At 41.6% G+C, this 23,259-nt stretch carries 27 protein-coding genes; 14 read left to right on the forward strand and 13 right to left on the reverse strand.

Annotation, left to right across the window (positions count from 1 at the left end; genetic code table 11):
- Window positions 1-64: 64 nt before the first annotated feature.
- A complete protein-coding gene (locus DTA23_RS16165) occupies window positions 65-1,423 on the forward strand; it encodes a RagB/SusD family nutrient uptake outer membrane protein (RefSeq protein WP_112375330.1) in 1,359 nt (452 codons plus the stop codon).
- 2 nt (window positions 1,424-1,425) lie between these two features.
- Window positions 1,426-2,664: a TlpA family protein disulfide reductase gene (locus DTA23_RS16170; protein WP_112375331.1), complete on the forward strand. Its 1,239-nt coding sequence runs from the start codon at window positions 1,426-1,428 to the stop codon at window positions 2,662-2,664.
- A gap of 49 nt (window positions 2,665-2,713) precedes the next feature.
- Here DTA23_RS16170 and DTA23_RS16175 read toward each other — a convergent pair whose 3' ends face one another.
- The 3 genes from DTA23_RS16175 to DTA23_RS16190 form a co-directional block, all read right to left on the reverse strand.
- Complete coding sequence (locus DTA23_RS16175) at window positions 2,714-2,932, reverse strand: hypothetical protein (protein WP_112375332.1); 219 nt, start codon at window positions 2,930-2,932, stop codon at window positions 2,714-2,716.
- A 607-nt stretch (window positions 2,933-3,539) separates the two neighbouring features.
- Window positions 3,540-4,094, reverse strand: a complete 555-nt coding sequence (locus tag DTA23_RS16185; protein WP_112375334.1) for a hypothetical protein — start codon at window positions 4,092-4,094, stop codon at window positions 3,540-3,542.
- A 4-nt stretch (window positions 4,095-4,098) separates the two neighbouring features.
- The gene (locus DTA23_RS16190) at window positions 4,099-4,479 is read right to left on the reverse strand and encodes a hypothetical protein (protein WP_112375335.1); all 381 of its coding nucleotides are present in this window, start codon (window positions 4,477-4,479) and stop codon (window positions 4,099-4,101) included.
- 217 nt (window positions 4,480-4,696) lie between these two features.
- On the opposite strand from DTA23_RS16190, the gene DTA23_RS16195 reads away from it, so the two are divergent.
- On the forward strand, window positions 4,697-5,923 hold the full coding sequence (locus DTA23_RS16195; RefSeq protein WP_112375336.1) for a hypothetical protein: 1,227 nt from the start codon (window positions 4,697-4,699) through the stop codon (window positions 5,921-5,923).
- A 55-nt stretch (window positions 5,924-5,978) separates the two neighbouring features.
- On the opposite strand, the gene DTA23_RS16200 is transcribed toward DTA23_RS16195, so the two are convergent.
- Window positions 5,979-6,176 (reverse strand): hypothetical protein, encoded by a 198-nt coding sequence (locus tag DTA23_RS16200; RefSeq protein ID WP_146753098.1) that lies wholly within the window; start codon window positions 6,174-6,176, stop codon window positions 5,979-5,981.
- Window positions 6,177-6,437: 261 nt separating this feature from the next.
- Between DTA23_RS16200 and DTA23_RS16205 the strand changes: the two genes are divergently transcribed.
- From DTA23_RS16205 to DTA23_RS27165, 4 genes are all read left to right on the forward strand, one after another.
- Window positions 6,438-7,364 carry a hypothetical protein gene (locus tag DTA23_RS16205; RefSeq protein WP_146753099.1) on the forward strand — a complete coding sequence of 309 codons (927 nt, stop codon included), beginning with the start codon at window positions 6,438-6,440 and terminating at the stop codon, window positions 7,362-7,364.
- A 184-nt stretch (window positions 7,365-7,548) separates the two neighbouring features.
- Window positions 7,549-7,953: a DUF5675 family protein gene (locus tag DTA23_RS16210; protein ID WP_112375339.1), complete on the forward strand. Its 405-nt coding sequence runs from the start codon at window positions 7,549-7,551 to the stop codon at window positions 7,951-7,953.
- Between the two features lie 83 nt (window positions 7,954-8,036).
- Window positions 8,037-8,273: a hypothetical protein gene (locus DTA23_RS16215; protein ID WP_112375340.1), complete on the forward strand. Its 237-nt coding sequence runs from the start codon at window positions 8,037-8,039 to the stop codon at window positions 8,271-8,273.
- The gene (locus DTA23_RS27165; protein ID WP_172462431.1) at window positions 8,263-8,439 is read left to right on the forward strand and encodes a hypothetical protein; all 177 of its coding nucleotides are present in this window, start codon (window positions 8,263-8,265) and stop codon (window positions 8,437-8,439) included. Before DTA23_RS16215 ends, DTA23_RS27165 begins: the two co-directional genes overlap by 11 nt.
- Window positions 8,440-8,594: 155 nt before the next feature.
- Here the strand turns inward: DTA23_RS27165 and DTA23_RS16220 are convergent, their stop codons facing one another.
- The 4 genes from DTA23_RS16220 to DTA23_RS16235 all read right to left on the reverse strand — a co-directional run bounded on the left by DTA23_RS16220 (window position 8,595) and on the right by DTA23_RS16235 (window position 12,219).
- Window positions 8,595-10,277, reverse strand: coding sequence for a RagB/SusD family nutrient uptake outer membrane protein (locus tag DTA23_RS16220; RefSeq protein WP_112375341.1), 1,683 nt, complete (start codon window positions 10,275-10,277; stop codon window positions 8,595-8,597).
- A 16-nt stretch (window positions 10,278-10,293) separates the two neighbouring features.
- Window positions 10,294-11,508, reverse strand: coding sequence for a TonB-dependent receptor domain-containing protein (locus DTA23_RS16225; protein WP_370445113.1), 1,215 nt, complete (start codon window positions 11,506-11,508; stop codon window positions 10,294-10,296).
- Window positions 11,430-11,666, reverse strand: a complete 237-nt coding sequence (locus DTA23_RS16230; RefSeq protein ID WP_146753100.1) for an RNA polymerase sigma factor — start codon at window positions 11,664-11,666, stop codon at window positions 11,430-11,432. The genes DTA23_RS16225 and DTA23_RS16230 overlap by 79 nt, the downstream gene beginning before the upstream one ends.
- A gap of 223 nt (window positions 11,667-11,889) precedes the next feature.
- Complete coding sequence (locus tag DTA23_RS16235; RefSeq protein WP_112375344.1) at window positions 11,890-12,219, reverse strand: helix-turn-helix domain-containing protein; 330 nt, start codon at window positions 12,217-12,219, stop codon at window positions 11,890-11,892.
- 411 nt (window positions 12,220-12,630) lie between these two features.
- On the opposite strand from DTA23_RS16235, the gene DTA23_RS16240 reads away from it, so the two are divergent.
- Together DTA23_RS16240 and DTA23_RS16245 are read left to right on the forward strand one after the other, a co-directional pair.
- Window positions 12,631-13,752 (forward strand): Fic family protein, encoded by a 1,122-nt coding sequence (locus DTA23_RS16240; protein ID WP_112375345.1) that lies wholly within the window; start codon window positions 12,631-12,633, stop codon window positions 13,750-13,752.
- A 131-nt stretch (window positions 13,753-13,883) separates the two neighbouring features.
- The gene (locus tag DTA23_RS16245) at window positions 13,884-14,147 is read left to right on the forward strand and encodes a hypothetical protein (RefSeq protein ID WP_112375346.1); all 264 of its coding nucleotides are present in this window, start codon (window positions 13,884-13,886) and stop codon (window positions 14,145-14,147) included.
- A 387-nt stretch (window positions 14,148-14,534) separates the two neighbouring features.
- Here DTA23_RS16245 and DTA23_RS16250 read toward each other — a convergent pair whose 3' ends face one another.
- From DTA23_RS16250 to DTA23_RS16255, 3 genes are read right to left on the reverse strand one after another with little or no spacing between them, the layout of a single operon-like run.
- Window positions 14,535-14,828, reverse strand: a complete 294-nt coding sequence (locus tag DTA23_RS16250) for a hypothetical protein (RefSeq protein WP_112375347.1) — start codon at window positions 14,826-14,828, stop codon at window positions 14,535-14,537.
- A gap of 18 nt (window positions 14,829-14,846) precedes the next feature.
- Window positions 14,847-15,074, reverse strand: a complete 228-nt coding sequence (locus DTA23_RS30900; protein WP_394370134.1) for a DUF6932 family protein — start codon at window positions 15,072-15,074, stop codon at window positions 14,847-14,849.
- Window positions 15,010-15,330: a DUF6932 family protein gene (locus DTA23_RS16255; RefSeq protein ID WP_112375348.1), complete on the reverse strand. Its 321-nt coding sequence runs from the start codon at window positions 15,328-15,330 to the stop codon at window positions 15,010-15,012. The genes DTA23_RS30900 and DTA23_RS16255 overlap by 65 nt, the downstream gene beginning before the upstream one ends.
- Before the next feature lie 443 nt (window positions 15,331-15,773).
- Between DTA23_RS16255 and DTA23_RS16260 the strand changes: the two genes are divergently transcribed.
- The 5 genes from DTA23_RS16260 to DTA23_RS30905 all read left to right on the forward strand — a co-directional run bounded on the left by DTA23_RS16260 (window position 15,774) and on the right by DTA23_RS30905 (window position 20,894).
- Window positions 15,774-16,160, forward strand: a complete 387-nt coding sequence (locus DTA23_RS16260; protein ID WP_112375349.1) for a hypothetical protein — start codon at window positions 15,774-15,776, stop codon at window positions 16,158-16,160.
- Window positions 16,079-16,492, forward strand: a complete 414-nt coding sequence (locus DTA23_RS16265; RefSeq protein WP_146753101.1) for a C40 family peptidase — start codon at window positions 16,079-16,081, stop codon at window positions 16,490-16,492. Before DTA23_RS16260 ends, DTA23_RS16265 begins: the two co-directional genes overlap by 82 nt.
- Window positions 16,493-17,280: 788 nt before the next feature.
- Window positions 17,281-19,302 (forward strand): glycoside hydrolase domain-containing protein, encoded by a 2,022-nt coding sequence (locus DTA23_RS16275; RefSeq protein ID WP_112375352.1) that lies wholly within the window; start codon window positions 17,281-17,283, stop codon window positions 19,300-19,302.
- A gap of 89 nt (window positions 19,303-19,391) precedes the next feature.
- Window positions 19,392-20,486 carry a sensor histidine kinase gene (locus DTA23_RS16280; protein ID WP_172462432.1) on the forward strand — a complete coding sequence of 365 codons (1,095 nt, stop codon included), beginning with the start codon at window positions 19,392-19,394 and terminating at the stop codon, window positions 20,484-20,486.
- A 75-nt stretch (window positions 20,487-20,561) separates the two neighbouring features.
- Complete coding sequence (locus tag DTA23_RS30905; protein ID WP_440591180.1) at window positions 20,562-20,894, forward strand: hypothetical protein; 333 nt, start codon at window positions 20,562-20,564, stop codon at window positions 20,892-20,894.
- A 545-nt stretch (window positions 20,895-21,439) separates the two neighbouring features.
- Here the strand turns inward: DTA23_RS30905 and DTA23_RS16290 are convergent.
- Together DTA23_RS16290 and DTA23_RS16295 are read right to left on the reverse strand one after the other, a co-directional pair.
- A complete protein-coding gene (locus tag DTA23_RS16290; RefSeq protein WP_112375354.1) occupies window positions 21,440-22,432 on the reverse strand; it encodes a phosphodiester glycosidase family protein in 993 nt (330 codons plus the stop codon).
- A 2-nt stretch (window positions 22,433-22,434) separates the two neighbouring features.
- Complete coding sequence (locus tag DTA23_RS16295; protein ID WP_112375355.1) at window positions 22,435-23,247, reverse strand: DUF4397 domain-containing protein; 813 nt, start codon at window positions 23,245-23,247, stop codon at window positions 22,435-22,437.
- Between the last annotated feature and the right edge of the window lie 12 nt (window positions 23,248-23,259).

Below are 23,259 nucleotides of genomic sequence, written 5' to 3' on the forward strand. Positions count from 1 at the left end.
CAAATACGTTGGTGAATGAATAAATCTGATAGCTTCATCACAATTGAAAAATAAATTTATACAGATGAAAAAAATAAATCTATTGAAGGCAGCAGTATGGATCTCGCTCTTTACAGTATTCTTCGGCTGTAAGGAGTATCTCGATATAAAACCCGATCTGCGCAAGGCTGTGCCCACGACTTTAGAAGACTGCAATGCTCTTTTGAATAATTACAGTGTCCTTAATCAGGGCTATCCCTATATAGGCGAACTGGCATCGGACAATTTTATGATGACCACTGCCAATTGGCAGTCTGTTTCCATCCTTGAGGATAAGGAACTGTTTATTTGGAACACGGACATTACTCCTCCAGCCACGCAGTGGTCCGCACAGTATAAAAAAGTGTATGTGGCCAATCAGGTGCTGGACGTGCTGAAAAACCTGGATGAAACACAGCAATCCAAAACATTAAAAGGTGAAGCTCTTTTCTTTCGTGCATATGCGCATTTTGCGCTGGCTGAATTATTTGTGCCGATACCGTTAGCCAATGGTACAAATATAAACAATGAAGCTATTCCGTACCGGAAAACGCCGAATATTGAGGACCGGGTGGAACGGTCGACGATAGGCGAATTCTATAAGCAGCTATTGCAGGATGCGAATGACGCGGCAATATTGTTGCCAGCTACTGGAAATGTGCTTTCTAGTCCCACCAAGATTGCCGCCAATGCTTTGTTGGCGCGCATCTATCTTTACTTGCAGGATTATCCAAAAGCTGTACAATATGCCAACGCTTGTCTGCTTGAAAAATCTGACCTGCTGGATTTTGAAACGCTCAACGCTGCAAGCAATAGTCCCATAGCAAGATTCAATAAGGAGGTGATTTTCCAGGCTATTGCTGTAGGCAGTGCAACGTATACCCGGACACGATGGAAACTGGATAGTACGCTGATGGAAAAATATGACGATTCCGATCTGCGGAAAGCGGTTTTCTTTATTAAAAATGCCGACGGAACCTATTCCTACAAAGGAAATTATGACGGTCAGCTCAATCAGGCCCCTTTCAGTGGTCTGGCCGTAGATGAAATTCTGATCTCGCGTGCCGAAGGTTACGTAAGGACAGGGAAGGTCGATTCCGCTTTAATGGATCTCAATAGGCTACGCAGGTCTCGCTGGGTCAAGTCTCAGTTTAACCTCATCACGGAGAAAGATCCTCAAAAATTGCTGGATATCATTTTAATGGAGCGTCGGAAAGAGCTGATTATGCGACAGCGTCGCTGGTCGGATCTGAAGCGGCTCAATCTGGATACGTCGACCGCAAAGACTCTCTATCGAAATATAGAGAATAAGGAATATGTATTGCCGCCAAATGACCTGAGGTATACGATGCTAATTCCGCTAGCTGTTTTAGAAAACTCCACGCTACAACAAACAAAAAGATAGTTATGAAAGATATATATAAATTAATAGTGATAGTAATAGGCATCCATTGTTCTGTGGGGAAAGCGGTGGCCCAACCGATATCCGTGCAGGAAGTTAATCTGCCCAAAATTGGGCAGGCTGTTGAGGATCTGCCTATAGGGACACTGCTGAATGGTAAACAGGGTAAGAAATTGTCCTCTTATAAAAGAGACCTTATTGTTCTGGATTTTATGACAAGTACCTGTACGAATTGCCTGGCGTCCATTCCTAAGCTTAAAAAGCTCCAGGAGTCATATTCTGGGCAATTGAAAATTATTCCCGTTGCTTATGAAAGCGGGCAGGTTATGACAGAAGCATTAAAACGTTCTGGAAACTTTGATAATTTATCATTGGATTTTGTTGTAAACGATACGGTTTTCAGCCGGTTATTCCCCCACCGTACAGTGCCTCATCTGGTCTGGCTGTATAAGGGGAAAGTAGCTGCGGTCACCTATGGCGAATATCTTAATCAAAAAGTTATTGAAGAACTGCTAGGTAATAAAACGATTGACCTGCCCATAAAAAACGATTATCTGGAATTTGATTATACGATACCACTCTTGCCCAGATATACGGACAGTACCAGATCATATTCAGGTATAATGGGATATCTGGAAGATGCTGATACAAAATTTGGCGTTCAGGTGGACTCTTTGGATGGAACTATCCGTGATTATGCAGTAAATGTAACAGCACTGCCGTTTTATTTCTATTGCTACGGAAAAATACATAAAATTCCCTTTATGAAACCTTCGCGGATAAAACTGATAGTCGGCGATAAGGATCGTTTTATTCACAATCCGGAGGTCGAACTTTTCGAAGAGGACTGGAAAATCAAAAATAGTATTTCCTATGAGCGGACGAGCCGATTAACGGACAAACTTGCCAGTCGCATGGCGGCCATTATAGAAGATCTGGACAATTGGTACAATGTGCGGACAAGTTTTGTCAAGCAAAAGATACCGGTATGGATCATCAAAGAAGGCGGGGCTGCCACCGAACAACCTGAACAGATGCGTTCTTTTGTGTCTGATTTTGCTTTTATGGCAGACTTAAACGTGGATTTTCCACCAATTATTAATGAGGTGGATAAAGATAGGAAGATGTATGCCGGAAAATGGGATTCATTCGAGTCTCTAAATACGCTGCTGAAGAGGAGTGGTCTTCAACTGATTGCTGAGGATAGAGAGACCACTGTTTTTTTGATGGAGGAAAGGTTATAGTCAAAAAAGGGGCCACGCGTGGCCCCTAACTGCTTAATGCTTCATTCCATTAAGATTTCAACTGAACGTTTGTAGAAGAAGTCCGGGTGTTGAGTGCTGTAAGCATCTCATTTCTCAGATCTTCCGTGATTTCAGGATGACCACTACCGTCATTATTGGCCTGAACTGCACAGATCTGATTATTTCCGGAACAGCTTGGCGATCCCACCGGTTGGTAACTTGAAGGTTCTCCGGGATTGATAGGATCGTTTAATTGAAACCATGCCATAATTGTCTGATTTAAATTGTCTAATTTAGATTTATGAACTGATCACAATGCCGCTGTCAATATCGGTCAAAAAGTTGGACAGCGCATTGGCCCCGAGTCCGCCCTTAGCGCACTCTATGATCTGACGGTGGGACTCCTTATTCTGTCAGACCTTTAATCTTCTTACCGCCAGGGCGGGAATACAGCAAGCTTACGCCTGTACCGCTTGACGGTAAAGCCTTCGCAGGCAAAGCCGAGCGGCAGAATCCATTGATCCTCCGCAAGGTAATAAGCACCCGCTAGCAGCATAGCTGCATGGCCCCTTAGCTGATTGCTCATTCGTGAGCAGCTGGAGCATTCTGTCAAGCGATGTCCGTCACCTTGTCCTTTGCCGTTTATCTTTGCCTGCTTCATAGTTTACATTTTGTTCCATTCCAATGGTGTTATAATGCTATTAAAACTAGATGTTGATCAATCTTTCAATCACCGACGGGAGAGGAGACATCGTAATTGTCAGCACGATCAACTTTGAGTAAAGTTAGCAGGCTCAGCGGCTGTTTAAATTTCATATTTATGAGAAAATGATCTCATATTTCTATGATTTTTAATTAACTTCCTTCTTTTGGGCTTATAAGCCTGAATATGTATTGGGGTTGATCCCCAAAAAGGAGCAGATATCTTTGATGCGGCAATAGCGTGCCGCAAGTGGATAATGACGCCAGAATGCTTCTTTTTTTTCTTTTGAGCTCATGTTGATCAGCCCGCCCCGAAATGTGCGCTCCGACAGCAGATGGGAGAGAAAGGCATTCAGCTGTTCGGAAAATCGAGGGTGATGCTGAATAATATGGACAATATCGGACTGACGGATCAGAATGGCTATGCTGTCCAGTTCGGCCTGAAAATAAATGTCTTCTTCGGTGGCTGTATGATAGATCGCCTCATTTGAACCGATGAAATCCAGGACTTCCGAGCGAATAGCATTACCGGCTGTGTAATCGCGGCGTTTTATGACCATTCCCTCGAGTATGATATGCAGATCAAAAGGCTGTGCCTTCAGTATTTTTCCTTTCTTGATGGATTGGATCTGTATAATGCTTCGGAGTGTATGACGGAGTGCCGGCCCCAAAGGGCCGGTCTTTTCCAAAATAGCATAAAACTGGTTTTCATAATTTAGGTTTTCCATTATCCTAGCTGTAGTAAAACTTGATTATTAATCGCCTGCCATATATCATCGAACTTCCGTCTACTGGTATAAAAACCTGTGTAACACTGCCGGTCTTGCTATTGCCGATACCTTCTTCGGCTTCTTCGCGTTCTAGCACAATTGGCGTGCGCAATGAGATCGCTTCGGCTATCTGCGATGCAAAATAATCCTGTGCAGCACTGCCTAAATCGGCTGCAAACTGCAGTTGTGCCCCGGTCAGCTTAAAACGCTCGGAGAGCCAGTCCGAGAAGTTGGTCTGGATAAAGATTCTTTCATCTTCGATCACGATAGTATCTTGCGAATAAAGATAATTTTGCCAGCTATTGACACCTGGTCCATCGAAACTAAATTGTAGATTTTTCATACTTGTATAAATTTAAAGTACCCAATATACACCTTGAACCACGTTTTAATGGCTTTTTTTAAGCAGTAAAAAATCCAAAAGCGATTTTTTACCATCTAATCCCCTCGATGTTTCATCCAATCGGGTTTGGATAAAGAACTATTAATAGTTATATTGTGTTCTTTAAAGTGGTGGTAAATTAATGTGTGTGCTGTCTAACTAAATTTTTTTGTTATCCATGAGTACCTCTATTAAGTCCTATATAAAAGTTTTTCCGGTGCTGTGGTGGTGCAGTTTATTGCTGATCGCATCTGGAGCAGTGGCACTGTTTCCTTTTGACAATATGTCCTTCGGTTATCTAATTAAACCTAATGTGATGGCTGTGATCGCTAATACATTGGGCATAGGCTTTATCATCCTATGCCTTGAGTTTTGGGTGGGGTATCAGATTTTCGTGTCTGGTTTTTGGAAACGTTCGCCGGGAAGGGCCACGTTGATTCATGCCCTAGTAGGAGTTGTCCTGCCCGCTATCATTACATTTGGATTAATATTATTCATTTATCCGGCATCCATCGTCGAGGATGACCGCTTTCAATGGGATATCCTGTTTATGGTCCTGCTACTGATCATACTGAACTACTGGTTGGCCAACCGTTTACTTCAGAACGAACTTAAAATGATGGTGGATATCAGGCAACAATTAGCCAGCGGTAAAGAAAAATTAGTACAGCAGGTTGAATTTTTAAGGGCAGAAATAGCACATTATGAAATTGATGCACAACAATATAAACAACTGGTCGCCACGGCCGATAAAACAGTTAATGGCCTGCTGGAAGGAAAAAATAGGCTCGCTATGCAGCTGGACGAATTAAAGAAGGAAAACAAGCGCCAGATACTTCTTGGACAGCAATTGGAAGCCGAAAGAAACCTAGAGGCAAAGGCCCGTATAAAGGCCGAGAGACGTAACCAGGAGCTACAGCTGGAAATAGTAGAACTCAAAGCATTGAATCATCAGGGAAGTGAGATGGGTACCAATCTCAATTGCCGGTCAGATGCGGTATTTCACTTTAAGGTTAACGGTATGGAAATAGCTATTTTTGAACGGGATATTGCCTATTGCTATGGTCATCACCGTAAAGGAGAAGATTCTTTTCAGGAAATCGTGCTGATGGATGGGACCAAATATCATCCGGGCCTGAAATCATTGAGCGATCTGGTCAAGGCATTCCCCTCTCTTAAGCCTATTTCGCGCAATTTTCTGATTGCAGGACAGGCAATAATAAAATACGAGATACTTGCAGCCAATACACCCTTACTGACGATTTTACACCATGGCGAACAAATTGAATACGGCGAATCGTACCGTAAAAAACAGCCAGGATGGAAAAACTGGCTGGCTGAGCAGAGTGCCATTAACCAGCGGAGAATTATGGCGGTGCCCACCGGATCTATACCGCTTGTCTAGTATGTCCTTTGACAGGTAACTAAAATCAGCCCTCTCCTGCTGATTTTATTTTTTGTTAGATCAGGCTGCTCTGCACCTGCTGTGCATCCAGATAAAAATATTCGGCAAATAGTTTTATGGGGATAGCGGTCTTTGCTGGCAGATTGTAAGCTGCCCGGATATCTTCAAAAAGGCGGTAACACTGCCGCTCAGATTTGCCCAGCAGGGGAGCCGCCTCCCTTGGGTAGATCAACATGCGATTGTTTCTTTTCATTTTTCTGATTTTTGGAGCCCCAATAGTCATATCAGACGCGGATTGTAAAGAGGATAGGGCATAGATAAAGTATCGATCAGGCGTTGCCTAAGCGTAGATACAGTGCTAATAGTGCGTTAAATGCGTGCTTATAACCTACTCGCTACACACTTAGCTCATTGCAAAATGGTATATGGCGCCATAGCGCTTATCAAATCTTTGGTATCGGTTTATCTACGCTTGGTCTATGCTTTACGGCTACTTTGAATAGGGCTGCGGCTTTTGTGTCTGATTCCTCTCCATGGTTTCAGGAGGCCATGTAAACAGATTCAAGGTAACCTTTTTTTGTCATTTATGCCTTTTTCTAGCCATTTTTTCCATCCATTGACATTTCTTCCTGACCTTTTTAGCACATCATGCATCTTCGTATTGTCAACATCAGATAATGTCATGGCAAAACAAGTAAGTTTAATCAAATTAGAAGGGAACGTCGGGGACCTTTCCTTCTTTAAATCAAAAACAATCGGTTTTCAGGCTCGAATGAAAACCGGCGTCTCAGGCGACAGGATCGCCACCGACCCTGCATTTGCCCGTACCCGTGAAAATGGCAGCGAATTTGGGCGTGCACAGCAGTATGGCAAGCTACTGAGGGATCTGCTGCGCGATGTGCTGTTCCAGAATTCGGATAGCAAATTCAGTCAACGCCTGGCCAGCAGGTTTCTAAAAGTGATTCAGAGCGATACGAAAAGCGCTCGTGGCGAACGTGTCCTGACGCCCCAAAATTTAGTCATGCTGCAGCATCTCGAATGTAATGACCGAACAAAACTAGGGGATATTTCACTGGTACCGATTTCACTGGATTACGACCGGGTCAGCGGTGATGGGATACTGGAAAGCATGGGACTTATTCCGCACCTCAACATCGCTAAGCTACAGGGGGCCACACATGTGCGCTATACGATTGTGCTGCAAGAATTTAATGGCGACGACAGTGATCAGCGCCCTGTTATAAATAGGTCTTCCTACATTTCGTTGCGCGAAAATACGCCGATGGATCTGCAGCTGGTTGCCAATTTGCAAGCCGATTCGGACAGATCAGTATTGCTATTGGCAGGAATGGAATATTTTCAGTTGGTCAACGGGGCATATTATCCGCTTTCAAATGGGCAATACAATGCCCTTACTATTAAGCGGGTCTACGTGCCTTAAAATTGGCGCAAACTGGCAGAATACGAGCCAATAATACTGAGCGGCGCTAAATCGGCACCTGCGTGCAAAGACTGTAGACAGCGGGGATTACGGCCCAAAGTCTGCGGTGCTTTGCTGGCTCGGTCCCTGCAATGTATTGGACGAATAGTTATTTCAAACAAAGATTACCTGAAAACAAAAAAAAATGTCTATCAAACATACCTTGCGGCTCCACCGGACTTATGGAGCCCAGGGCACCAATGGAACTTTATACTATAATAACCAAAAGATCTGTCATACTATCGAGCTGCCAGACCGAAACAATTTGCGCCGGTTGAGCTGTATTCCGGCTGGTACCTACAGGCTCAAGAAACATCAGTTCAGTAAAAATGGCGAGCAGATCGCCATCACCAACGTGCTGGGGCGTGAAGCTATCATGTTTCATCCAGCAAATGATGCCCTGCAGGATTTGCAGGGATGTATTGCGCCAGTGACAATGTTAACAGGTGAAGGGAAGGGGACGGAAAGCCGAAAAGCATTGATAAAGCTCAAGGCGCTTGTATATAGTCTTTGGGATATGGGGGATGAAGTGTTTATCCAGATCAGCTGATCAATGGAATGTCAATTTGAATAAATTTTAGTGAATAATGCCTTAAAGGGCTAACTGTCGAACAAATAAACAATTTTAGACGAATGAAAAAAGCGATAAACAAAGTAAGTGCTATGCTACAAGTGCTGCTGCTGGCACCCATAAAATTGCCGGGCAAGTTGGTCAATGTATTAAAATATATTGCCGTCGGCGTTGGCTTGTTGCAACGTGTATTGGATGAAGATAAATCAGATGCGCCGCCGCCGGCTCCTGATGTGCCGAAAAATTCAGCTGATCTGACTGAACGAATGGGAGAGAGGAAACCGGACAATGAAAGCTAACGACATGCGTGTTGCCGCGCTCGGCGGAACACTTTGTTCTGTATGGGCAAGCATCTCATTTGGCGAGATTATCCAAACGATTCTGATGGCAATGCTAGGTACAATAGTCAGTTTCGCTACGGGATATCTGTTGGGCTGCCTGCGGCGGAAATGGTGTAAAAAATAATTTTTGGCAGCTGTTTATCAGGCTGTTTGCATGGCCGGGATTCACATGTAATACAGCACAAAGCCAGCCTGTTTCATGCAGCAGGCTGGCTTTATTTGTAATACATTATTTAACCGTTAATGACCGCTCTCCTTCAAAGATGGCGCATGTCAATTTTAGTAACCCGGATTCTGTGCCAGATTGCTGTTGCCGGCAATAGCCTGGTTGGGTACGGGGAAACGATTCAGATGCGCGGATGTACTAGGATTATGGTCCCACCACTTTTCGGAGGTAAAAGCTTTCCAGCGGATTAGATCTGTACGTCGTCGACCTTCCCCTAAAAACTCAATACTCCATTCATCCAGAATACGGTACTTGTCGATATTGGCGCTAGTCACGGGATTGGGATCGGCAGCATTGGTAAAGTTCCGTTTTCGAACGGTATTGAACAGTTCTGCCGCCTTTTCCTTGTTGCCTAATCTGTAATCACATTCGGCAAGCATATAGTAGACTTCTGCGAGTCGGATAATCGGCATATCGGCTCCCCAGCGTAAAGTATTGTTGGCGAGATTTGGGATCGGCACTTTCACTAGGCGTACGCCTGTATTTTCTTCTCCCTCAGACATTTTGGATGGCAGCTGATCTATAGAACTATATTTTTTTCCTGGCCCAACTTCCGAAAAGCGACCGACCTGATCGACAAAGTTCAGGGGCTTGTCTTTATATTCCTCACCGCCAAGAATAGCCTCGCCGGTAGGTGTTTTATGTGGACCTACGATAAACATGCCCTCGTATTGGTCTGTACTATGATAGACGTAAGGTGCCTTGCGCAGATCACCCTGGTCGAAGGTTTCAAAAGGTGAACCTAACTTAAAGTCTGTAGTATAGAGCGAGCCGTTTGGTTTCCTGGATGGCGTCAGGTGGGCCCCATTATTGCCGCCCATGTCCTGTGCAAAGAACTGCTTGGTATTGTAATGGTAGAAGTCTGCGTAAAACCAATTGTACTCCAGCATCTTGAATTCGGAAGGCATAGACCAGATAATCTCGGGCGATTCATTGTTTTTAAATCCATGGACTCCGTTCCATTTTGTATCTAGCGCATAGTCGCCATAAACCTTGTTCACAATATCCTGCGCTAGCTTTTGGCTTTCAGCATACATCGCTTTGCCAATATAGGCTTCTGCATTGAAGTAGAGCTGCGCCAGCATGGCTGCCGCTGCCGCTTTTCGGATAGCCCCTTCTTCCTTGTCGCCCGCCTTCTTTGCCGGAAGATTTTCAATAGCGGCTTTGAGCAGCTTTTCGATATGTGCAAACAATTCCTGATCAGTATTGCGCGGTAGGGATTCCTGGTCTAAGGATTCGAAAATGGGCATCCCGCCGAAATAATCCAATCCACGCAAATAGAAATAAGCGATCAGTGCATCCAGCTGGGCGAGGTCTGCAGCTTTGCGTTCTTCGCTCAGTGCAAATTTGCCGTAGTCAAATTTGCTCAGGTCGCTCTTGGTATCAAGTGCCAGGGCAACCCCCATCAGGGTTCCGCGCCAGCTTCCCGATACCCAGCTGTCATCCGCCGTCCAACAGTGGTAATGATAACGTTCATTCTCCCCGCCATTATACCAATGCCGGCCCTTGGTGGTAATGGCAAAATTGTCTGCTGTATATTCCTGTAGGCGCCAGCAATCTTCGCCCATATACCATTTGGCATGGGTAAATGGTCTAAACAGGGCCGCCTTAATATCTTTCTCACTCTTGAAAAAAGTGTCCGGTGTGACCGAACTATAAAATTCTTGATCCAATTTGGTGCATCCGGAAAGCAATAATGCTACGGATAATGTTGCTATGGAGATGTATTTTTTCATGTTTGTCATGCTAGCTTTAAAAATTTACTTGTAATCCCATCATAAAAGTCCTGGTCTTCGGATAGACATTGCGCTCTTCAAATCCCGGTTCAAGGCCATTGATATTGACTTCTGGATCCAGGCCACTATAGTTTGTAAACACAAAAAGGTCGCGTGCAGTGGCATAGATACGCATTGATTTCAATGGTTTGATCCAGTTTTGGTTAAAGCGATAACCGATATTCAGTGCGTCAACTTTGAGAAAAGTACCTTTCTCTAACCAGTAGTCGCTCAGCTCTTTTTCACCCTTGATATTCTTATGTTTGTCGTATGCCTCTTCCAGTACATTCTGTCCTTTTACATTGGGTAGGCTGTAGTACATATTGATCATATTGAATACATCATGGCCGATCCAGCTGCGCATATAGATGCTTGCATCCCAGTTTTTATAGCTGAACTGGTTGTTCCAGGAAAGCTGTAAGGTTGGGATGGCATTGCCGACAAAGGATTTGTCAACTACGGTCTTGTTGCGGTCCCGCACATCAAAGGCATTTCCGTCCTTATCATAGAGTTTCCAGTAACCGTCGTCCGTAAATCCGGCAAATTTCCAGAGGTAGAACTGGCCAATATCCTCGCCGGGATATAACCTGACAGCCGAACCTGGTGAGCCGGGAGCCGGAAAGTCCTTCCGGTCAGTAAAGGTCTGGCTTCCCCATAAGGTATTGAGCCTGCTTTTATTATGCGAAGCGACAATGCTGGTGGTATAGTTGAAATTGTCATTGTCTACGGCTTTAAAATTCAGTTCAAACTCATATCCCGTATTTTGCATGCTGCCCACATTCATGGTGGTTTTATCGTGGATTGCTGGCGGCTGGGATACGCTGATATCGTAAATCAGATCATCGATCTTGCGTTTGTAGATATCAAAACGGCCGCTTAAACGATTGTTCAGTACCGTGAAATCTAAACCAAGGTTGTATTCTTTTTTGACCTCCCATTTGATATCAGGATTTTGGTTGTGCATTACACCGTAGGTTCTGAACCATTTCCCGTCCTGCAAAAACCAGGTGTCGGCGCTATACATCCGTGTGGCAACTTTTGCATCGAATCCTTCATTACCCGTTTCGCCGTAGCCTGCACGCAGTTTTAAATCATTGATAAATGTAACATCCCTTAGGAAAGGTTCTTGGGCCAGGACTTGAAAGCTCGATTTGGATCTATCGTGGATCTTTTTTGCCAGACTTTCAGGAATACATCTTGCACGATCTCTTCGCTGACCTGTCTATCTTTAACCATTCGAAAGATAGTGGAAAATAAGGCGTGGCTATACTGGTCATATAAAGTAAAAAAAGCGTGTTCGTCTCCATCGGAAAGCGCAATCAATAGCTTATTATTTGCAGTGGTGTCCATCGTAAACTTTTCAAAAGGGCAGATAGTATGCTGTTTAAACAACTAATCAGCGATCAAATTTACAAATTTCAACTTAATATTAAGGGCGATAGCTTTCATACAGGTATTTATATGCAGTTAGCGTTTTAAGATTAAAATGGTATACGATATGAATGCCTGTGTAGAGAATCCACCCCAAGCTTCCGATCAAGTAATAAGGGAGTTGGGGAATAAGGTGGAAGTTTCAATCCTTATACAACTGACCATAGAGATCGATAACTTTTTTCTGAAGCTGGATTATTTTCTCCTCCCGTTCTTTCAGCTTTTGCTGAATTGAAGTTATTCCGTCAACATAATCATTTAACTGATCTGTTTCTGAAAAAGATAAAAGCTGCACCGCTGTCAAATTAAATAACTTGCCGATCTGGATTAATCTCGAGAGATTAATATCGGTAATGCCTGTTTCCATTTTTGAAAATGCGGGAATGGAAATTCCTAGTTTGTTTGCCACATCCTGTTGGCTCCAACCTTTTTGGTGGCGAAGTAACCTGATTTTTTTTCCTACTTTATTCATTTTAAACTTTCTTAAAGGTTAAGATACGAAAAAAGGCCTGAAAGAATGGCATCATTTCTGTTGCATTAATTTTTTAGAGTTCTCCTATATTTATTCATTCACGATTGCTAAATTTCTTTCTGTATGCCTTTTGATGAGCACTTTTTGCTGTCGGTTCTGGAACGGTCTCCTTTAGCTACGGTTATTTATGATAGTGAGGACCTCAATATTGCTTTTGCCAACAGGCAATGCTGGATACATGGCATGCAAGCAGCTCAATTTTAGGGCAAAAATATCTTTAAATTTTTTAGCAAAGAAATCCTTATTTAAAATATGATGATTATTTTTAAATAAGGATTTCTTTATTTAATTTTGTAAAGCCAAATTTTAATAAGTATTTATTCTATTTAGTTTTTATTGTAAACTTAGTCCATGAAAGATTTCAAATCGGGAAATTATATCAATCAAGGCTATTATAAAAGTTTTCAGCCCACTGAACTTAATAAACAATGGCTATTGGATGATATGGAAATACAACAGTTGCTTTCAAATGCCGATCGGCAGATGGGACGCTTAGATATGTATTCTGAATACATTCCTAATATTGATTTGTTTATTAGCATGCATGTGGCTAAGGAAGCAACACAAAGTAGTAAGATTGAAGGTACACAAACTAATATAGAAGATGCTTTTTTAGATAAAGAAGATTTAGTAGTTGAACGTAGAGACGATTGGGTAGAAGTTCATAATTATATTGATGCAATGAACCAAGCAATTAAAAAACTAAACGCATTGCCTTTTTCATCAAGATTAATTCGTGATACCCATCGAATTTTATTGCACAGTGTGCGTGGTGAGCATAAATTACCTGGGGAATTTCGAACGAGTCAAAATTGGATCGGTGGAGCGACTATCAACGATGCCACTATTATACCACCAGTGCATTCTTCTATTCCTGAATTAATGAATGATTTGGAGAAGTTCGCACATAATGAAGAATATTTTTTCCCTGATTTGTTGAAGGTTGCATTGATTCATTATCAATTTGAAACTATTCACCCATTTCTTGATGGTAATGGCCGTGTAGGGCGTTTATTGATTACGCTTTATTTAGTAGATAAAGGAATTCTTAAAAAGCCTATTTTATACCTCTCGGATTTTTTTGAACGGAACCGAGGGTTGTATTATGATAATTTAATGCGTGTTCGTACGCACAATGACATCAAGCAATGGTTGAAGTTTTTTCTGGTAGGCATCATAGAAACTGCAAAGAATGGAATTGCAACATTTGATGCAATTCTCAAATTAAAAAAGGAAAAAGAAGAAATAATTCAGAAGAATAGCACAAGAAGTCACCATATACTCAATATTTTAGACCACTTATATCAACGCCCAATCATTAACGCGCAACAGGTGTTAGAGTTTACTGGCGTATCTATGCCAACTGCCTACAAAATAATTGATGAAATGAAACAATACCATATCTTAAAAGAAATGACTGGGGGGAAAAGAGGACAAATATTTATGTTTGATCCATATATTAAGTTATTTTAGTAGGAATATTGAAGATTAAATTCAATAAAATCGTATAAAGATTTTTTAGTTTTTTTAGGAGTTTTCTTATTATAAAGGATAAAGAAATTAGATAGTAAATTTCCTCTATAAATTGTTGTTCTGGTAGAGGAGTGATCGATAAATTGCTTTTTGTAGGCAATTTATCTAAGTTTGAAAAAGAAATTAAAACAAAAATAGGAAGGAGCGATACAATGGGCACTCAAGAATATTTATTAGATAAAGCTGAAAAAAAAGGAATTCAGAAAGGTAAGCTTGAAGGCAGAATGGAAGGTAAGATTGAAATGCTTAGGGAGTTAGGTTTTACTATTGCTGAGATTTGCCAAAAGCTCTGCCTGGCTAAACCTGAGGTTGAGAAATATTTCAAAGGAGTATAGAAGTTTTAATAAAGTACTCTTAAAATTTATAGATATTTATTTTGAGCCATTTCCGGAAGGGAGTGGCTTTTATTTTAAGGATGATTGCTCAAAAAAACTCCCCTTTCGTCGCTGATAAAAGAGGAGAAACTTTATAAATTTAAATTATGAAAAATCTTATCGTTAATAATAACGCGCTCTAATGAATTAAGACGCTTCGCTAGATGTTGGTATATCTCAACCGGCAAATCCAATTTAAGAATAATTTGCTGAAATTGAAAAATTAAAATATCTTTTTGCTGTGTATTATTTTGGATCTTTCCTAGCTTAATCCAATTACTGGACGCTCTCCCTCTCCGTAAAAGTAGTCGAAAAGTTGATAAGATGTGCTTTTAAAGACGAGTAAAACTAAATTACCGCCATTAAGTTATCAAGACCATTTTCTTTAAAAGCTTGCTTATCAATTTTATTCGGGTAAAATTTTGACAATAACATTTGAATCAAAGAAAAGCTCTGTTCAGATTGGACCTTGGGAGCGGCAAGTGCATCTATGAGCTGAGCCATTAATTTTAATTTCTTTGCTTCATATTGTGAGGCCATAAATTCGTTACTTTCTACATTTTTGTGCAATAGAATAATGGCGTCAATTCTCTTGATTTCATCAACAAGGTCCATCAATTTATATAATTCTATATTTTTCATTCTACCTTCAATTAACGATTACAGAATAATCTCAACAAATCCCTTTGGAACTTTTACTCCATTCCTATTTCGTTTATTTTTATCAAATTTGTCCATCCAATACATCTCGTCTCCAATATAAAGTGGATATTTAGTATGAGTTCGCGGATATACTTTTACGATATAAGCATCTAACCCAAATTTAGCTAAAGAATTTTGGATATTTAAAATCCTGCAAAAACTGTTCCTTTTGATCAATAATATCATAATTAATGAAAGTGACCAGATCCAAATCGTTAGGCTCTTTCTTCTTGGTCGCAAATGAACCATTTATCCAACAGATCAGCTCCGCACCATCTATTGTATCTTGCAGATTTGAGGTGTATCTTGAGAAAGATTCATATAGAGACGCTCGAATTGGGGTGGCGATTTCCTCAACAAAAACCTTGTGAAACAGCTCTAAAGAACATCTAATATTGCTGTTGGGCACAAGATTGCCTCTCGTGTCAAAATTTAGTGTCATAATAGTAATCTTTTTATTTTACATCCTCAGCAGCGGGTAACATGTCTTATAATTGGTCTTTGCTGCTGTCATAGAAGTATTTAAAAAATCATTAATAATTTAACCTCCAAATTTAACTCAGGAGGCTTTGCTAAAAGTTGGTTTTACTTTAACCGGCATCAGTAATTTAATGATAAATATTTAAATATCAAAGCTTGTATTGGGTTTTCTGTTTAATATCGAGCTGCTACTAGTGGTTTATGATCCAATAGCCAGAGTTGCTATCCGTAATGAGACGCTAGTAAGGCGCTCGGACTCAGGATTAATGCTCCAACTGCCTGATTACATGCAAAATGTCGGTCTCGATGTCTTTATCTTGATGCGCGACCGGAATCGAAATCGCTATTCGCGCAGTCAATATGTAGGTAAGGTATAACTCGTTTTTATCATTAAATTATATCACTATGAACAGTGTAGAAATGAAAGGACCATGGTATGGTTTAACACAAAAACTGCCGATTGAGCCCAAGTATCTGATCGGTATGGCAAGTATATTTCTGGTAATTATTTTCCTATTTGTTGGGAGTATATTACAATTTTTCGACCCGGCATCAGCTGCGCTCGATCTGGGGGTACTGTCCCTGCTTTATTTTGGGCTAATGGCCGGACTGGTCTTTATATGTTGCTGCATCTGGTTGCTGGAATACCTATGGAGACCCATCAAATATTATAGACAGGATATTTATTACCATTTTAATCAATTGAACTCATGGCAACAATCTATTCTTTATTTCTCGGTATTCTTTCTATTGCTCTTTGCATTTCTGCTGCTACTGGAAATGCTGTTTTAGAGGAAATGTATAGCAATGCTAGTGTACGAAACACCAATCTGCTTAGGCAGCAAATCTATGAAATTGCAGCAAATGAAATTGGGGTAAGGGAGATCGGAGGCGATAATAAGGGGCCAGAGATTTCTAAGTACCTGGCCTATGTGGGCCTAGGTGATGGTTATGAATGGTGTGCCGCATTTGCCAGCTGGTGTTATGGGCAGGCTGGTCTTCAATACCGCGCAGTGCATGGAGTCCTGCGCTCTTTCCGAAAGCACGTCGTCGTCCACAAAGCCAAATCGATAAGGGATATGTCAAGCAGGCTGATCTATTTGCTATCTATAGCAGCCAATTGAAACGGATCCATCATGTAGGCCTAGTTAAAGCGCTGCATGGTCCATTATTGATCTCGGTAGAAGGCAATAGCCATGACCGGGTAGAATCGCGGCGGCGTCCACTTGCTACTATTTATGCTATCGCAAACTGGATCAATTGAGGAGGACGCTGTCATGAACAAATACACAATTTCAGTCTTTGGCAGCCTAGTGTTTTGCCTCTTAGTTATAAGCATTGTAATGGTCATAAGTTGTAGCGTTTTCCGGGGAAAGCGGCAAAGGAAGAGAATTTGCAGCTGCGGGAGGCAAACAGCGAAGCGGCAAGCGTTTCGGATTCGCGTGTGAAGCGAGAAAATAAGGTGGTGTCAGCTGAATTTTTTGCGATAGGGGGCGTCATGCTAGCTGTGCTAGGGTATTGGATCTGGTGGCGGCGGAGAAAGTAGGTTCATAGATTTGAGGCTCAAATTGAAGTTCGCCTTAAAAAACGTGTGTTTTTAAGGCGAACTGTTTTTATAAAATAAATTTATGAGCAACTGGGAAATGCCAAAGCGACAATAGGCTGTCTACAGGGGCGAAGCATTGTGATACCGAACCAGGGCTGCACTATTAAATTGGAATTTCATTAGCAGTACACTAAAAAAGAATAAGAAAGATCGTATTTTTGCTTGCATATGTTTATTTATCCCGTTAGCTAGTCTCAAAAGTGCGGCATAAAGAACTGGTTTCAAGGTGCTTTAGTAATTAAATCGGGATTTGTTTAATAGGATTATACTGCTTGAAAGCAGAATTAAAAAATTAATAGACTTTAAATGAAAAAGCTGCTGCTTACTTTGCTCCTCTGTTACTCAGCTGCTGCTGGAGCGCAAACCGAACGCGTGAATGTCTTCTTAGGATCTTCCGGTGACCATGGCCAGCTTTCGCCGGCAGCGTCCTCTCCTTTTCACCAATTGAGTATCGTACCTTATACTAATCCTACAACGCATACAGGATACGAGTATCTGGCCAAAGAAATTAAGGGGTTTACCCACAATCGCCTGGAGGGGGTGGGCTGTATGGGCAGTGGAGGATTGATCCTGATTAAACCATTTATAGAAAATGATACAAAACCTTTGAATAAAGTCATTGAGCAGGCCAGCCCGGGTTATTATACGGTAAATACAGCAGAAGGCATTCAAGTTGAAGTCGCTGTTGATAATGATTTTGGCCGGGAACACTATAGCTTTCCCGCGGGGAGAAAAGGTTTTTTTATTGATTTGGAACATGCTTTCAATGGAGCTTTTGTTGACAATGAATTTATTCAAGCGGGTAATCTCCTTGTAGGTAAAATGCGTGCGAAAACGACCTGCCATGTTGGTGTCTATACTATTTATTATGCGCTGGAGATTCCTAAAGCCAGGGGATGGCGAAAAGAAGGAAATAAGATATGGGTGGATCTAAAAGAGGAAGCTTTAGTCGCAGATATTAATATCGCTTTTTCCGCTGTGAGTAAAAATGATGCAAAAATGGCGATCTCAGCATACGCTAAGCTAGATTTTGAGACCATAAAAAAACGCGCGGCTGATCACTGGAAAAATTCCCTTTCAGGGCTCAAAGTAAAGGGCGATCCGGATAAAGTAGATCTTTTTTATTCCTTACTATATCGCAGTTTGCAATCTCCCTATAGTATCAGCAACTCGCAGGGCGATTTTTGGGGAACAGACGGAAAAATGCATCGTTCAAAAGAGAAACGTTACCACGGCTGGGCCATCTGGGACAATTACAAAACACAATTACCACTTCTGGAATTGCTAGATCCCCATATGTATCAAGGCATCATCACGTCTATAGCCGACCTTTATCGTTATGGGAAATATGATTTTGCTGGCCCGCATGAACCTGCCAATTCAGTCCGGACAGAGCATGCCGCAGTGATCCTGCTGGATGCGGTCAGAAAGGGATATGAGGTTGATCTTGCTGGTATTAGAGACTCCTTGGTAGGTGATACCGCCCGCTTTGATTTTAAGAAACCGGACAAATACCTTGAAGCATGTTATGATATGTGGGCAATGGCCAAACTTTTTCCGCAGGAGCGCAAGACCTACCTGGGACGGGCAAAGTCATATCGAACTATTTGGAATAAAGATTTTAAAGATCTGACAAAACGGGATGTAGATCGTATGTCTGCGCGTGATATGTATCAGGGCACAATCAGGCAATATCGATGGAATGTACCCTTCGATGTCGCTGGATTAAAGCAGCTCGCAGGTGGCGAGGAAGACTTTCTGCGGGAACTAGATGAATTTTATGACGGTTATTATTTCAACAGGGCGAATGAACCGGACATGCAATCACTGACTTTGTATAATGCGAGCAAGTCGCCTTGGCGTTATCAAGAATGGATACATCGCATCGCTTTGGATACCACCATTCAATATTATTTCAACGACAATAGCCGAGGAATCGGAGCACATATCGATCGGATTTATAAAAATGAGCCCAAGGCTTTTGTGCGGACGATGGACGACGATGCCGGCGCGATGTCCAGTTGGTGGGTACTTTCGGCCATCGGATTGCAACAACCCTTGATCGGTGAGCCTATTTTCTATGTTAGCGTACCTTTTTTTGAACGGATTATTCTAGGTAATGGTTCAAATCCGCTGGTCATTGAGGTGCCTAATGCGAGTGACAAAAAGCGTTATATTAAATCAATCCTGCTCAATGGTAAGGATTTAGGGCGTTTATGGATAACACACGATGAGCTCAGAAAAGGGGGGACGCTCTCTATTGAATCTACGGAAAATCCTACAGATTATGGGGTGGCTAATAACTGGATAAGTAATGTCAACGACTAGTTTAATCACTAAAACGGCTCCTCGAAATGGAGCAAGGATTTTGGCACTATTTTATCAGCTGTAAAAATAAAATAATTATATTAGCGTATATGAAAATTGCAGCTAATTTTCTGATGTCTGTTTTGGAGCAGTGCCCTAGTGCGATCGCAATTTTTGATAGCAAAGAGCTAAATATTGCTTTTGTTAGCCAAGGGATGCTGGATATCTGGTGTGTGGATCGCTCCATCCTGGGGCGTAGTTTTTGTGCATGCTTTCCAAATTTTAAGGAAGAAGGTTTTTCATCCATTTTGAAAAATGTATGGAAAACAGGAATTGTCTATCAGGCTGAGGATACACCCGCTTATATTGTTCATGATGGCACGAAAATACTGCGATATTTTAATTTTGAATATAGACCATTGCTTGACGAGGATGGGAAAACCTATGCTATTATGCATACTGCAAGTGATGTAACGGACCGGCATCTTGCTTACAAAAATGTGAAAGAAAAGCAAAAGCAGCTTATGTTGAGCCGCGAATTGGACGTGCTCGCCAGCACATTGGCACATGATCTGAAAAATCCATTGTCTGTTTTGAAAATTGGGAATAGTTTTCTGAGTAAAAATGTGGGTGTTTCCGTTAAGGTAAGTAAAAAATGGTTTGAAACCTTTGCGGCATCTATTCAAAATATAGAAAGTATTATAAATCAGACATTGCAGCTTGGGAAGATACGCCGTGCCGAGAAAGAAGTTGCGTGTGTGGCAATGGATAAAAAAATAGGCAATTGTATTGATGAAATTAAACTGGTATATCCCGACAAACACATGGAATTCATATTAGGAGATCTATTTCCTTTGTATACGGATGGTGGAATCGTTTATCAGGTTTTTATCAATCTCATTGGTAATGCCGTAAAATATGCAAAAAAATCAGGAGAGGCTTTATTGCATATTTACAGTGAAAAAGCTGACAAGGGGGTCGTATATTATATCGAGGATAATGGCATTGGAATTCCCGGAGATGAGTTGCAGAAGGTTTTTCTTATGAATGAACGGGCGAGTAATACGGCCAAGGTTGCTGGAACGGGAATCGGACTGGCGTTGGTCAAACATCTCATGGAACATATCGGTGGGACGATTCATTTGTCGAGCGAACTAAACAAAGGTACCGTAGTTCGCCTATTTTTCCCGGTTTCATCGCGTTAACCCGTTTAGCGATCGCTTGTACCGCAGCTTTGGTGCTCCTGATTTAGCCCAGTCAGAAAACTACTGTACAGTGCATTGACTGCCTTTGTCGGGACACTCGTCAGCCTTTTAACCACATCAGACTCTGTGTTTTGTGCTTCGGTCTATATTTTGGTCAAAATCGTCATTGCTGCGGTCAAAGGTGTACAACTGGCAAAATTAATTTCCTCCCAGGATTTTTTGCCGTTTACAGCCTTCTCTGGGTCTTTCGCCTCCAACGAGAAGGAAACCATCTTTAGGCTAAAAAACATACCAGAAGGCTATTCATCACTACCGAAATATTTAGATATTGAGAATTTAAGTTATAGGGATGAGGTTCTTGGGTATATTTCTGGTAATCAGCTGGAGATTGATTGTATCTTGTTGTAGAGAGTGCTCAAAAAGTACATTTTTGATGGAAACATGTGAAATAAAAAAAGGTTTTCAGTCGGGGAGAATGAAAACCTTCAAATAACCAATTATAAACCTATTAAGGTGATGTAAATATATGGATTTTTTATTTCTTTTTCAAATTTAATCTGTTTTTTTTGATAATTTTTTAGATCAAAAGGCATTTTTATGGATATTTTAATTTATTATGTCTTTTATTTCTGAGTTTTCTACTAATATTCTGTGTTTTTTTGTTAAAATGTGTACTTATTTGTGTCGGGTAGGTGATTTATTTGCTTTTTTTACTTCGAATGTAGTGTGTGATGATATTTTATCTGGTTGTAATCGTTTATAAGGTGTTAAATTTTGTCTTAAAGCGAATTTTTTACGCAGGTAAATGCTCATCTATGTCTAGTACATGCGCAAAAATAATTTTAGGACGGGTCAAGGCATGGCTAAAAGTTCAGCAGATGGCATGGCGAAGGGTAGCGATTTAATCAGCTACTCCAACTTGTATGTAGAGTAGCTGATTTTTTAAAAACGATTTATCGCTTCACAAATCCAATACCACTGATGCTTGCGGATCCGCCTGCCGTTAGGGGTTTAGATACTGTATTCCAGACCACGGGGTTGAATTGGTCATTGGTGATCGTCTTCTGGACCATAACACTGGTGGTGCCACTGTTTAATACAAAAGCATCATGACTGCCTAAAGCACCCATCAAAGCAGAAACATCATTTAAACTGATGCCAACTGAAAAATTTGTGTCGCCACCATCAACAACCAAGGCATACATCGTTTTATTGTCTGCGGACAGGCCAATGGCTGTTACCGCTTGAACAATAGCTGCTGTAGTCAAAACGTTATAACCCCGGTAACGAACCCAGTTGGTACCGGATACCAGTCCGCTAAATTGATTCAAATCATAAGGCTCAAAAGCAAACTTGGTGGTATCGGGACAATTGCCAATATAAGGCGAGCCATCTTTGCGTATGGCAAAGAAAGGCCTGGTCTTTTCTTTGGTTTTTATATTACTGGTCGATACATTGATCTGCCGACCATTTTTAATGTAAGAGTAGGTCGTAGATAAAGCGGCATTGATAGCCGATAGAATCTGCCCCCCCGCCCGCGGTTCATTATACTTTGCCATATCGCCAATTGGCTGACTAACATATAAATAATCGTCAAATGCACTCATAATTGAAGGGAATACCGCTTTGGATGAAAGGTCTACTGTTAGCAATTGAAAACTCACCCGTTGATCGAGCTTATTCAGATAACGTATATGGGTGCGTGTAAGTCCATCCGTTACTTTGACGGATGAATCGACCAAAAACGTTTTGATCAGGTCAGTCCGTTCCATAATCGTTTTGGTGACCGCCTCCATCTGTGTATCGTTGGGGATTGTGTCTGTGATCGGATTTTCTACGACCTTATCATCAAAGGAGGGATAATCATCCCTCTGTTTGCACGAATTAGCTATACCCATACAGAATATGCATAGCAGGGCAAAACTAAAAATTGTTTTTCTTTCCATATCTATCGAACTAAGAAAAATGAAACATAGGGCTTCATGATGGTACTGGTAAATCCATCATAGCCTAAGGCATAAACAACATACGACCTGCGGTCAAGTATCGCTCCGGCATTGCTATAAGAGGCGATTACTGTACCATTTGTTACAGGTGATCCGGCTTTGCGGATCTTCCATGTCCGTGTCGCAATACGGTTCAGTTGGAAATAGGGGCTGGTCTCTAGGTATTTTACATCTTTTGCTACAAGCGAGTCTTGGACAGCAATAGCAGTTGCGCTTCCAGTTGCTGCAGCGCCATAATAGAGATCAATGGACGGGACATTGGGCATCAGATTGGTAAATCGGTATTTTGCCTGTGTACTGTCGGGCCGCGAAAGATCCTCTTCATTTAAGATCATTTTCGTATTCTGCGCTGTATCTGTAATATGCAGGGTATAGCGCTTGCCGGCACCAAGGTTTACGGATGATTCGGCCAATATAATGGAGTCGCGTCCATCATCGGTTTTATGTGGAAGGGCAACCTGTACTTTCACATTGCCGGCCTTCCATTTTAAAAAGTCGGGTCTGGAGTCCCCGCGGGTGTTGTACCCGCCGCCGGGAAACGGCTCACGTCCCCGGATGAGCGAAGTGACGCGCTGGTCATCAAATTTGACATACATATAGCGGTCATCGGGATAGATAGATGCCATATTTACCTTCACAATGACATCATCGGGGCCGAGAAACTCTACTTTTCCAAAGTCTTGAATGGACTTCTCGCAAGAATATAGGGCAAATGCACCTAAACCAAGAAATACTATTTTTTTGAAATTCTTCATAATTTTTTCTTT

The sequence above is a fragment of the Sphingobacterium multivorum genome (assembly GCF_900457465.1).
In the GTDB taxonomy this organism is placed as follows: Bacteria; Bacteroidota; Bacteroidia; order Sphingobacteriales; family Sphingobacteriaceae; genus Sphingobacterium; species Sphingobacterium multivorum.

Excerpts from the sequence above, each read along its gene's own strand:
- DTA23_RS16165 (WP_112375330.1), top strand. The coding sequence starts at position 65 with ATGAAAAAAATAAATCTATTGAAGGCAGCAGTATGGATCTCGCTCTTT.
- DTA23_RS16170 (WP_112375331.1), top strand. The coding sequence starts at position 1,426 with ATGAAAGATATATATAAATTAATAGTGATAGTAATAGGCATCCATTGT.
- DTA23_RS16175 (WP_112375332.1), bottom strand. The coding sequence starts at position 2,932 with ATGGCATGGTTTCAATTAAACGATCCTATCAATCCCGGAGAACCTTCA.
- DTA23_RS16185 (WP_112375334.1), bottom strand. The coding sequence starts at position 4,094 with ATGGAAAACCTAAATTATGAAAACCAGTTTTATGCTATTTTGGAAAAG.
- DTA23_RS16190 (WP_112375335.1), bottom strand. The coding sequence starts at position 4,479 with ATGAAAAATCTACAATTTAGTTTCGATGGACCAGGTGTCAATAGCTGG.
- DTA23_RS16195 (WP_112375336.1), top strand. The coding sequence starts at position 4,697 with ATGAGTACCTCTATTAAGTCCTATATAAAAGTTTTTCCGGTGCTGTGG.
- DTA23_RS16200 (WP_146753098.1), bottom strand. The coding sequence starts at position 6,176 with ATGAAAAGAAACAATCGCATGTTGATCTACCCAAGGGAGGCGGCTCCC.
- DTA23_RS16210 (WP_112375339.1), top strand. The coding sequence starts at position 7,549 with ATGTCTATCAAACATACCTTGCGGCTCCACCGGACTTATGGAGCCCAG.
- DTA23_RS16215 (WP_112375340.1), top strand. The coding sequence starts at position 8,037 with ATGAAAAAAGCGATAAACAAAGTAAGTGCTATGCTACAAGTGCTGCTG.
- DTA23_RS27165 (WP_172462431.1), top strand. The coding sequence starts at position 8,263 with ATGAAAGCTAACGACATGCGTGTTGCCGCGCTCGGCGGAACACTTTGT.
- DTA23_RS16220 (WP_112375341.1), bottom strand. The coding sequence starts at position 10,277 with ATGAAAAAATACATCTCCATAGCAACATTATCCGTAGCATTATTGCTT.
- DTA23_RS16230 (WP_146753100.1), bottom strand. The coding sequence starts at position 11,666 with ATGGACACCACTGCAAATAATAAGCTATTGATTGCGCTTTCCGATGGA.
- DTA23_RS16235 (WP_112375344.1), bottom strand. The coding sequence starts at position 12,219 with ATGAATAAAGTAGGAAAAAAAATCAGGTTACTTCGCCACCAAAAAGGT.
- DTA23_RS16240 (WP_112375345.1), top strand. The coding sequence starts at position 12,631 with ATGAAAGATTTCAAATCGGGAAATTATATCAATCAAGGCTATTATAAA.
- DTA23_RS16250 (WP_112375347.1), bottom strand. The coding sequence starts at position 14,828 with ATGAAAAATATAGAATTATATAAATTGATGGACCTTGTTGATGAAATC.
- DTA23_RS30900 (WP_394370134.1), bottom strand. The coding sequence starts at position 15,074 with ATGATATTATTGATCAAAAGGAACAGTTTTTGCAGGATTTTAAATATC.
- DTA23_RS16255 (WP_112375348.1), bottom strand. The coding sequence starts at position 15,330 with ATGACACTAAATTTTGACACGAGAGGCAATCTTGTGCCCAACAGCAAT.
- DTA23_RS16260 (WP_112375349.1), top strand. The coding sequence starts at position 15,774 with ATGAACAGTGTAGAAATGAAAGGACCATGGTATGGTTTAACACAAAAA.
- DTA23_RS16265 (WP_146753101.1), top strand. The coding sequence starts at position 16,079 with ATGGCAACAATCTATTCTTTATTTCTCGGTATTCTTTCTATTGCTCTT.
- DTA23_RS16275 (WP_112375352.1), top strand. The coding sequence starts at position 17,281 with ATGAAAAAGCTGCTGCTTACTTTGCTCCTCTGTTACTCAGCTGCTGCT.
- DTA23_RS16280 (WP_172462432.1), top strand. The coding sequence starts at position 19,392 with ATGAAAATTGCAGCTAATTTTCTGATGTCTGTTTTGGAGCAGTGCCCT.
- DTA23_RS16290 (WP_112375354.1), bottom strand. The coding sequence starts at position 22,432 with ATGGAAAGAAAAACAATTTTTAGTTTTGCCCTGCTATGCATATTCTGT.
- DTA23_RS16295 (WP_112375355.1), bottom strand. The coding sequence starts at position 23,247 with ATGAAGAATTTCAAAAAAATAGTATTTCTTGGTTTAGGTGCATTTGCC.